General features: G+C 38.8%; 10 protein-coding genes and 1 pseudogene. 1 reads left to right on the top strand and 10 read right to left on the bottom strand.

All coding sequences use genetic code 11. The annotated features are described in order from the left end of the window. From PAN06_RS11475 to PAN06_RS11440, 8 genes are all read right to left on the bottom strand, one after another. A partial coding sequence (locus PAN06_RS11475) for a DpnII family type II restriction endonuclease (RefSeq protein ID WP_269796373.1) occupies positions 1–217 on the bottom strand: 217 nt, incomplete at its 3' end. Beyond that, positions 217–375: a hypothetical protein gene (locus tag PAN06_RS11470; protein WP_162837409.1), complete on the bottom strand. Its 159-nt coding sequence runs from the start codon at positions 373–375 to the stop codon at positions 217–219. The genes PAN06_RS11475 and PAN06_RS11470, both read right to left, overlap by 1 nt. Positions 376–389: 14 nt before the next feature. After that, positions 390–1,193 (bottom strand): hypothetical protein, encoded by an 804-nt coding sequence (locus PAN06_RS11465; protein ID WP_049509737.1) that lies wholly within the window; start codon positions 1,191–1,193, stop codon positions 390–392. Continuing rightward, positions 1,177–1,953, bottom strand: coding sequence for a site-specific DNA-methyltransferase (locus tag PAN06_RS11460; RefSeq protein ID WP_269796372.1), 777 nt, complete (start codon positions 1,951–1,953; stop codon positions 1,177–1,179). Before PAN06_RS11460 ends, PAN06_RS11465 begins: the two co-directional genes overlap by 17 nt. Before the next feature lie 25 nt (positions 1,954–1,978). Further along, entirely contained in the window at positions 1,979–2,833 is an 855-nt protein-coding gene (locus tag PAN06_RS11455; RefSeq protein WP_269796371.1) for a DNA adenine methylase, read from the bottom strand. Between the two features lie 156 nt (positions 2,834–2,989). Then, positions 2,990–3,394, bottom strand: coding sequence for a PaaI family thioesterase (locus PAN06_RS11450; protein ID WP_000651223.1), 405 nt, complete (start codon positions 3,392–3,394; stop codon positions 2,990–2,992). 69 nt (positions 3,395–3,463) lie between these two features. Further along, positions 3,464–4,945 (bottom strand): UDP-glucose--hexose-1-phosphate uridylyltransferase, encoded by a 1,482-nt coding sequence (locus PAN06_RS11445; protein WP_269796370.1) that lies wholly within the window; start codon positions 4,943–4,945, stop codon positions 3,464–3,466. An 18-nt stretch (positions 4,946–4,963) separates the two neighbouring features. Beyond that, a complete protein-coding gene (locus PAN06_RS11440; RefSeq protein WP_269796369.1) occupies positions 4,964–6,142 on the bottom strand; it encodes a galactokinase in 1,179 nt (392 codons plus the stop codon). A 163-nt stretch (positions 6,143–6,305) separates the two neighbouring features. Between PAN06_RS11440 and galR the strand changes: the two genes are divergently transcribed. Then, the gene (gene galR / locus PAN06_RS11435) at positions 6,306–7,307 is read left to right on the top strand and encodes a DNA-binding transcriptional regulator GalR (protein WP_269796368.1); all 1,002 of its coding nucleotides are present in this window, start codon (positions 6,306–6,308) and stop codon (positions 7,305–7,307) included. A gap of 67 nt (positions 7,308–7,374) precedes the next feature. Here galR and PAN06_RS11430 read toward each other — a convergent pair whose 3' ends face one another. Continuing rightward, positions 7,375–8,412: an alcohol dehydrogenase catalytic domain-containing protein gene (locus PAN06_RS11430; protein WP_269796367.1), complete on the bottom strand. Its 1,038-nt coding sequence runs from the start codon at positions 8,410–8,412 to the stop codon at positions 7,375–7,377. A gap of 405 nt (positions 8,413–8,817) precedes the next feature. Next, positions 8,818–9,246: pseudogene (locus PAN06_RS11425) on the bottom strand (carboxymuconolactone decarboxylase family protein). Positions 9,247–9,616 lie beyond the last annotated feature (370 nt).

The following is a 9,616-nucleotide window of genomic DNA, read 5'->3' as shown; positions in this document are numbered from 1 at the left end:
GTTGTTTAGTGAATAAACGTAGAGCTTCTGAATAAATATCATCTTTACCAATTAAGTAGTTCAAAGTATTCAAATCTAGTTCATACTTCTTTGTCTCACGGTCAACTTTCTTCCAATTCACATAGTACTCAGGAGTACGATTGGTTACTGAAAGAGTATTTAAAAATTGTTTTAATCGGTCTTCATTTGAAAGATATATATATTTTTGTAACTTCATTACCGGCACTCCTTACACCAAGATTGATTTCTAATATTATCATTCCCCATATTACGGTATCCAAAATCATCAATTGACTTTTCTTCACCACAATGAGGACATTTTCTTGTTACAGTACCATTGTTATAACCATCTGCGTTAATTGTAATTCTTACCATTAATATAATCTCCTTTAACAATAATTTTTGTTATTATCCAATTCAATGCGGTCTTCCTCAATTTCATTTGTAAAATACCATTCCTTTAATTCCTTCTTAGGAATAAATTGAGCTCCGTTGTTAAATGCATTTGATTTAACCAATCTTTTTAATTCTTTTTCGTTATCAAATAAAACTTCTACATACCTGCCAAAGCAATGCTCACGTCCTTTATAATTCTTAGAGCCAATAATTTTAGGGTAGTTTAATTCTTCAATGACAGCAATATAACTAATTATATTAATCAATTCCTGAAAAGTATACTTTCCTATGCTATCTAATTCAAGTAATACTATATTTAGAGAGTTTATACCTTTCTCTATAACTTCATAATTCAAGTTATTAATTCTTTCTTCTGATATTTTCCTCAATTTTCCATTATATATAAAATATTCTTTAAAAAAAATATCAATACTTGTTAAAGGGTGTTTTGCTATAGTTTTCAAAAATATATAAATAATGTTCTTTACTAAATTTACTTCATTTTTTGTTTTTAGACACTTTCTTATAATTTCTTGACAAATTGTTTCAAATTTAACATCTTCACTCCGATACTGAACTAAACAATCATATGATGTTCTCTTCAAGCGATTTTTTGTTTTCACATCTATAGCTTTAAAACCATAAAATTTTAAAATAATACCTTGCGGCGTCTCTATAAATTTTGATTTTGGTAGTTCCCCATTTTGAATAGCTTCTGTGAAGCCCTCTTCATCTAATTTTTGTATTAAATCAATCCCAAATTCCTTATATGTAGCATATTCACCTGTTTGAAGCATAAGATTCTATCTCAATTCTTTGTTTTGCTATTTTCAAATATTCTTTTTCAGCATCGATACCTATAAATCTTCTACCTAATCGCTTCGCAACAACACCCGTAGTACCACTACCAACAAATGGGTCTAGAATATAGTCACCCTCTTTAGTAGAGGCTAAAATAATGCGTTCTAACAAATACTCTGGTTTTTGAGTTGGATGTTTCCCAGCCCATTTTTCAACTTTCTTTGTTAAAGAGCCGGTCCAGACATCTTTCATTTGTTTTCCATCATTCAATTCTTTCATTAAATCATAATTGTAGTAATGACGAGCTTTTTTATCATTTTTTCTAGCCCATAAAATGGTTTCAGTAGAATGGGTAAAATAACGACAAGATAAATTGGGGGCAGGGTTTGTTTTCTGCCAAGTAATGTTATTCAGAATTTTAAAACCTTCTTGCTCTAATGCCATTCCAACTGAGTATATGTTGTGCAAACTACCTGAAATCCATATCGTCCCATTAGGCTTCAGAACTTCTTTTGCTAGGCGAATCCATTTGCGATTAAACTCATGTTTTTCTTCGAATGAAGAAATTTTATCCCAGTCACCTTTATCTACAGATACAACCTGTCCCCCAGAATTTGATATACCACCGTTACTCAAAAAATATGGAGGATCAGCAAAGATCATGTCCATGCTTTCTGGTTTCATTTTCGATAATAACTTAAACGTATCTGCATGAACAAGAATCATTTTATCTTTATTATAGTATGGTTTTGTCATTAAAACACCTCCATACTTATATTCGTTATTTTTCATAATTTGTGACTATAATTTCAGAAATTTTTCCTCGACTCGAAGATTTTGCTCCATTAGTTCGGGTAGCTTCAACATAATGAATATTAAAATCTCGATACAACTCCTCTACCAAAAAACTAGAGGAGTTTGATAACATAACATAAGCCCCTGCATCACTCAATTTCTTAAAGGTATCTCTTAATCTTACTTGATCATCATATGAAAACCCCTCATGAGTGTAGGAAGTAAAGGCACTTGTCTCTGACAATGGAATATACGGGGGATCAAAGTATACAAAATCCCCTGGTTGAACATCCAAAACAGCCTTTTCAAAATCTCCTTTTTTAATTTCTATTTGATTATTATTCAGATAAGTTGAAATAGCAGATATCAAATTATCATCAACAATTTTAGGATTTTTATAACGACCATAAGGTACATTAAACTGATTCTTAGAATTCACACGATATAAACCATTAAAGTCTACTCTCAACATATAGAGAATACGTGCTGCCCTTTGTACTTCAGACATCATATCTATTCTTTCATCACGATCAGCAGAACGTAAATCTAAATAATATTCTTTTGAATTATATTCCTGATGAACTTTCAAAATTTCAATCAATTCTTGAGGATTGTCCTTAATTTGTTGATAGCAATTTATTAGTTCAGCGTTAAAATCATTAATAACTGCATCTTTAGGAGCTAAATCAAAAAATAAAGCTCCACCTCCAACAAAAGGTTCGAAATACCTGTTATAGGTTTTAGGCATTAATTCTCTAATAACAGGCAATAATTGTCTTTTACCACCTGTCCATTTCGTGAACGGTTGTAAAGTAACTTCCTTTATTTCTTTTATCTTCATGCTTTTAATTATACCATAGAAATTAAAACACAACTCTTGTATTTTCTACCACATTACTAAATTTTCTATTTTAGAATTAAATCATATCAATATCAAAAAATGAGTAAGGCAAATTTTATAAATTCCAAAATCCACCTCACTCTATTAAATTACTCTTTATATCCTCACCTGTCTGTCTTCTGACCGTTGGCCTGTGACAAACATGGTAAAGGTTGCTTTGCAGACATTTCTACCTTCCTGATTGGTGATATCGACATCTACCACACAAGTTGTGCGACCTTGATGGACGCATTCTCCTTTAATGGTTAACACGTCGTCGAGTTTTCCTGCTTTGAGGTAGTTGATAGAGGATTGGAGTGTCACTCCATCAAGCCCTAGCGAGATAACCACCAAACCACTGATCTGGTCACAGAGAGTAAAGAGATAGCCACCATGAGCATTGCCATAGTAGTTGAGAGACGAATCCACTACTTTTGTCGTCACCACAACATGACCATCTCTCATTTGTTCAATTTCGTAATTTTCAAAGGCAGATATAGCGTCAAAATGAAAGTCTTTCATCGTTTCCTCCTGATATTTCAAACGACACTATGATACTACTTTTTATAGGACTGTGCAAGGAGAAAGCTCCTAGTCTGGCAAAATTCCGACCTGTTCTACAAAGCGCATAAAGGCTGTCTGCCCTTGTTCTGTCTGCTTGTAGACTCCTGCATCCTCAAGTACACGCGCAAAGATAGCACCCACAGAGTCCTTGACGATTTCAAGAGCTTTTTCTTTATCCGCTAGATCTGGATGGTGGGTTTTGAGCTTGTCTGCCCATTCCTTATGATAAGAGACAACTGTATCCCCATCTCCCACGAGATAGCTGGCGACTTGCTCCACTTCTTCTTTCAGACGTGGTGGCAAGATGGCTAAGCCCATGACCTCAATCAAGCCGATATTTTCCTTCTTGATATGTTGAACATCCTTGTGGGGATGATAGATGCCATCAGGATGCTCTGGCGATGTCTGATTGTCTCGCAAAACCAAGTCTAACTCAAACTGACCATCTCGTTTGCGGGCAATGGGTGTGATGGTGTGATGCGGTGTCCCGTCTGTCTCTGCCAAAATCTGCACACTAGAATCTGAATACTGACGCCATTCCTGCAAAATCTTGTCAGCTAAGTTGATCAAATCTTCTTTGGAATCCGAAGTCAAACGCAGCACTGACATTGGCCACTTGACAATCCCAGCCTTAACCTGCTCAAAACCAGCAAATCGGAAGGTCTTTTGCAAGGGAGCCAATTCCATAGGAAATACGTGACGACCTCCCTGATAATGATCATGAGTTAGAATAGAGCCCCCCACAATCGGCAAGTCGGCATTAGAGCCTGCAAAATATCCTGGAAACTGCTCTACGATAGCCAACAGACGTTCAAAACTCTGACGACTAATGGCCATGGGACGATGCTGGCCATCTAAGAAAATACAGTGCTCATTAAAGTAAGCATAGGGCGAATACTGGAAGCCCCACTCCTGACCAACCATTTCAAAACGGATAATACGGTGATTGCTACGAGCTGGGTGGTTGACCCGACCATGATAGCCCTCATTCTCTAGACAAAGCTGACACTGAGGATAATTGCTAGCTTGCACCAACTTGGCTGCGGCAATCTCTTTCGGATCCTTTTCAGGCTTAGAGAGGTTGATGGTAATTTCAAGTTCTCCGTAATCAGATGGAACACGATAAGCGATATTTTTAGCAATAGCCTTGAGTTTGATGTAGTCATTCTTCTGACTGAGTTGGTAAAAATCCTCTATCGCTTGCTCAGGAGAGTGGGCATAGGTTTCCCAAAAGTCACGATTAACCTGACTCGGACAAGGAGTCACCAAGTCCATCAGTTCAGCACCAAGAATTTCACGCGCAGTCTGACTATCCTCAATCGTCTCTAATCGAACGGCTTCCTCAACCAACTGATCCTTGAGGTCAATCAATTTATCCAGATTGGTCTCAACTTCCAAAACACCATCTCCCACTCGTGCCAAGACACGATTGGTCAGGTAGATTCGATCCATTTCCTCAAATGAACTTTCAGAAATGACATGTGTCACAAATTTATCTACTAAGGTCACTATAGAGCCTCCTTTTGACTAGTCAAGGACGCGAGTGCCACCTGCAACTTCAGCGATATAGAAGCTTGGAGCGTATCCAACTACTTCCTCATAGTGTTTGCCTACAGCTTTCTTAAAGGCCTCAACAGTATCTTTTTGAACCAAGGCGATAGCACAGCCGCCAAAACCAGCCCCTGTCATACGAGCACCGAGAACGCCTTCTTGTCCCCAAGCTGTGTGAACAAGAGTATCCAATTCCAATCCAGTCACTTCATAGTCATGCTCTAGGGAAACGTGTGACGCATTCATCAAACGACCAAATGTTTCCAAATCTCCTGCTTGAAGGGCTACTTGAGCTTTGAGGGTGCGTTGGTTTTCAAGCACAGCATGGCGAGCACGTTTCAAACGATTTTCATCTTTAATCAGATAGCTATATTGGTCAAAGGCCCACTCATCCAATTCACCCAGGGTCTTAATATCCAAGGTAACTTGCAATTCTTCCACTGCTTTTTCACACTCAGCACGACGTTCATTGTACTTAGAGTCTGCTAGTTCACGACGTTTATTGGTGTTCATAATAACAACGACATTGTCCTTCAAGTCAAGTGGTACCAAATCATACTCTAAAGTGTTAGTATCTAAGTAAATAGCACGTTGGTCAGCCCCCATACCAATAGCAAACTGGTCCATGATACCAGAGTTGACTCCGATAAAGTTGTTTTCTGTTTGTTTTCCGATTTTAACCAAATCGAGACGCTCTAATTTTAAATCAAAGAGATGCTCTGCCACGACTCCTGTCAAGAGTTCCAATGATGCTGAAGAAGACAAGCCAGCACCATTTGGGATATTTCCATAAACATAAAAATCAAAACCTTTGTCAATCACGTGCCCAGCTTCTTGCAAGAAATGAAGGACACCTTTTGGATAGTTGGTCCAGTTGTGCTCTTTTTCAAACTTGAGGTCAGCGAGAGGCACTTCGATAATGCCCTTGTCCTCAAAGTTAGCTGAGTAGAAACGTAAAACTTGGTCGTCACGCTTGCGAGCTGCACCATAAGTTCCCAAGGAAATAGCAGCTGGAAATACATGTCCACCATTATAGTCTGTGTGCTCACCAATCAAGTTGATACGACCTGGTGAAAAGAAAGTTTGGTCTGCTTCTTGACCAAAAACAGCAAGAAAGTCTTTACGAAGTGCTTCTGCAGTAAGATGTTGTGTCATATGAATTCTCCTTTTACTGTCCGTTAAGTCATCTTAACGTGTAATCGTTTTCTTCTATTGTATCCAAGGTATTTCCCAAGGTCAATCCTTTTTACTAAAATTTTACTAAATTATCAGTAAAAAGCAGAAAAATATGATATACTAACCTAATCAAGGAGGATTTATGGCTACCTTAAAAGACATTGCACAGCTAGCCTCTGTCTCTATCGCGACCGTATCCCGTGTTCTCAATCGCGACCAGAGCCTATCTGTTACAGAAGAAACTAGACACCGTATTTTAACCGTTGCTGAAGAACTGGGCTACACCAAACACCTCAAGACAGGCGAGCCCCACAAGCCCAAGCAAAAGATTGCCATTATCCAATGGGTCAGCGAACAAGGAGAGTTGGACGACCTCTACTACTACCAGATTCGCCTAGGCATAGAAAAAAGAGCCCAAGAGTTGGACTATGATATCTTGCGCTATTTTAATGACCATCCTTTTACTCTGAGCGAGGAAGTGATTGGGATTCTATGTATCGGAAAGTTCAGCCGTGCACAGATTTCTGCCTTTGAAGAATACCAAAAACCTCTTGTATTTCTAGATAGCGATACTCTTTCACTAGGACACACCTGCATTATCACGGACTTTTATACTGCCATGAAACAGGTTATCGATTATTTCCTCAGCCAAGGGATGGATCGTATCGGGATTTTAACAGGTCTTGAAGAAACAACCGACCAAGAAGAAATCATTGAGGACAAGCGACTTGAAAATTTTAAGAACTACAGTCAAACAAAAGGAATCTATCATGATGAACTGGTCTTTCAAGGAAGCTTTACTGCCCAGTCTGGCTATGACTTGATGAAGGAAGCCATTCAGAGCTTGGGAGACCAACTCCCACCAGCATTTTTCGCAGCTAGCGATAGTTTAGCTATCGGTGCCCTCCGTGCCCTCCAAGAAGCTGGAATCAGCCTGCCAGACCGCGTCAGCCTTATTTCCTTTAACGATACCAGCCTGACCAAGCAGGTCTATCCTCCCCTCTCCAGCATCACCGTCTATACCGAAGAAATGGGCCGAGCAGGCATGGATATTCTTAACAAGGAAGTCCTCCACGGTCGCAAAATCCCTAGCCTGACCATGCTGGGAACCAGACTGACATTGAGAGAGAGTACTCTGCCATAACTCCACAAATTAAACATGACAAAAAATCCTAATAGAGAGTCTCAAATCTCCATTAGGATTTTCTTTTTTAGTCCATCACAATCATAGACTTAATGGTCTTACGTTCATCCATGTCTTTATAAGCCTGGTCGATATCTTCCAGTTTATAACTTGAAGTAAAGACGCGACCTGGGTTGATATCCCCATCAAGAACGGCTTTTAGTAATACTTGTTTGTCATAAGTTGTGACAGAAGCTGGACCACCACCGATTATTGTATTTTGTCTAAAGGTTGAGCCAATGGCACGATTTTCATAGTGCGGTACGCCAACAAAGCCCAAACGACCTCCATTATGGAGAACACCAAGAGCTTGATCAACCGCTGCTTCTGTTCCAACACATTCCAGAGCTGCATCTGCACCACCACCTAGAATCTCACGCACCTTGGCAATTCCTTCTTGACCACGTTCAGCTACAACAGCTGTCGCACCTGACTCCAGAGCCATCTTTTGACGATCTTCATGACGACTCATGAGGATAATTTGCGACGCACCACGCATCTTCGCCGCGATGACAGCACATTGACCAACAGCCCCATCACCAATGACCACAACCTTATCCCCTTTTTGAACATTAGCAACACGCGCCGCATGATAGCCTGTTGGCATCACATCAGCAAGAGTCAAGAGGGACTTTAGCATACCTTCGCTATAATCAGAAGGTTGTCCTGGAATTTTAACCAGCGCCCAGTTGGCATAGTGGAAACGGATATACTCAGCCTGGACACCACCTGACCAGTTGTTACCGGGATGATTATCACACGAACCATCAAAACCAGCACGGCAAGCATCACACTGACCACAACCATGTGTGAAAGGGGCAATGACAAAGTCACCTGGTTTTACTGTAGTAACGTTCTCACCAACTTCTTCGACAATTCCGATCGCCTCATGACCGCTATTTCTATGTCCTTCTTCGATTTCGGGATTCCGGTAACTCCAAAGGTCCGAACCACAAACGCAAGTACGGACAATGCGGATAATAGCATCATCTGCTTCGATAATTTGCGGACGTTCAATTGTAGCAAGTCCAACCTGGCCTGCCTTTGTATATACTGCTGATTTCATTACTTCTTCCTCTTTCTAAACTCTAATCATAATATACATTTTTTATTGATAGGTGGCAAGTTCTTTCACTTATTTTATTGCTGTGTCTTCAGGTAATTATCATCTGATAGGGCTTCATGCCACTCTGTGTTTGTTTTTTCCCCTGGAATCTTAAATACTAAATGAGAGAATCAAGAATCTTGACTAGCTCCGTGCCAATGTTTAATATTGACAGTAATCGTAACTGGATCTCCAGGAAGAAGTTTAACAGCTTTTTTCCCAAAATTCTTGGTAATATCCCACACCCCCAAACACAGATGAGCATTTGTCTGCCACCTTTTTCTGCAGTGTGAGTATGCCAATGATTACGACATCCTGGCTCAAAAGTTACATTAAAAATTGGGAAGCCCTCATTTGCAATAGGCGCTAAATAAGATTGACCGATGAAATATTTTTATATTCCGTATTTTCGTGACCTATTGGAAACAAAATAGAAGCTTGATAGACCGCTTTACTACTTTCATCAGCTACATCTATTTTCCAAATTTCCTTAGCAAGATTAAAAACTGCCTAAGCTTTAGACCATCCTAAGTAGAAAGCTACATGAGTGATAATCGCTGCAATTTCTTTTTGTGATACACCATTTTTCTTTGCATTTTCAAGGTGATTAACTAAAGATTGATCGGTTATTCCAGAGGACATCCATGCTACAATTGTAACAATCGTTCTTGTTTTCAAATCAATATCTTGATTGTTCCAATTTTCCCCAAAAAGGATTTCATTATTAAAATGAGCAAATTCTGGTGCAAAATTCTCAAGAAAATCCCGTCCTGCAGTTTGTTTTATCTTAAACATTTTTTCTCCTTTCCTTAATCTCTAATAATATATAATTTTTCTCTCAACAGTATTATTCAATCTGAAATACAAACTAAACAATAGCTATAAAAATATCATCCTTTAAAATTAGTTAAGTATGGAGTAAAGGCCATAAAGCCACTCAAAATGATTAAAAATGATAAATGTATTTTTCTATTTTTGTCATGTATATTCTTTTACTTATTGACAATGGACATGAAAAATTCTGCTGTTTCTGGATCCTGATGATCGAAGAAGAGGGATTTCTCTTGGTCCAAGCCTTCGATACTCTTGATCTCTTCTTCCGTCAATTCGAAATCAAACACATTGAAATTCTCTTGCATACGTTCCTTGCGGATGGATTTTGGAA

The sequence above is a fragment of the Streptococcus sp. SM3 genome (assembly GCF_027497875.1).
The sequence above is the reverse complement of the archived record's forward strand: the minus strand, read 5'-3'. Positions and strand labels throughout refer to the sequence as shown.

Bases quoted from the DNA above. Each gene is read 5' to 3' on its own strand.
- PAN06_RS11455 (WP_269796371.1), bottom strand. From the start codon at position 2,833: ATGAAGATAAAAGAAATAAAGGAAGTTACTTTACAACCGTTCACGAAA.
- PAN06_RS11460 (WP_269796372.1), bottom strand. From the start codon at position 1,953: ATGACAAAACCATACTATAATAAAGATAAAATGATTCTTGTTCATGCA.
- galR (WP_269796368.1), top strand. From the start codon at position 6,306: ATGGCTACCTTAAAAGACATTGCACAGCTAGCCTCTGTCTCTATCGCG.
- PAN06_RS11430 (WP_269796367.1), bottom strand. From the start codon at position 8,412: ATGAAATCAGCAGTATATACAAAGGCAGGCCAGGTTGGACTTGCTACA.
- PAN06_RS11465 (WP_049509737.1), bottom strand. From the start codon at position 1,193: ATGCTTCAAACAGGTGAATATGCTACATATAAGGAATTTGGGATTGAT.
- PAN06_RS11440 (WP_269796369.1), bottom strand. From the start codon at position 6,142: ATGACACAACATCTTACTGCAGAAGCACTTCGTAAAGACTTTCTTGCT.
- PAN06_RS11450 (WP_000651223.1), bottom strand. From the start codon at position 3,394: ATGAAAGACTTTCATTTTGACGCTATATCTGCCTTTGAAAATTACGAA.
- PAN06_RS11470 (WP_162837409.1), bottom strand. From the start codon at position 375: ATGGTAAGAATTACAATTAACGCAGATGGTTATAACAATGGTACTGTA.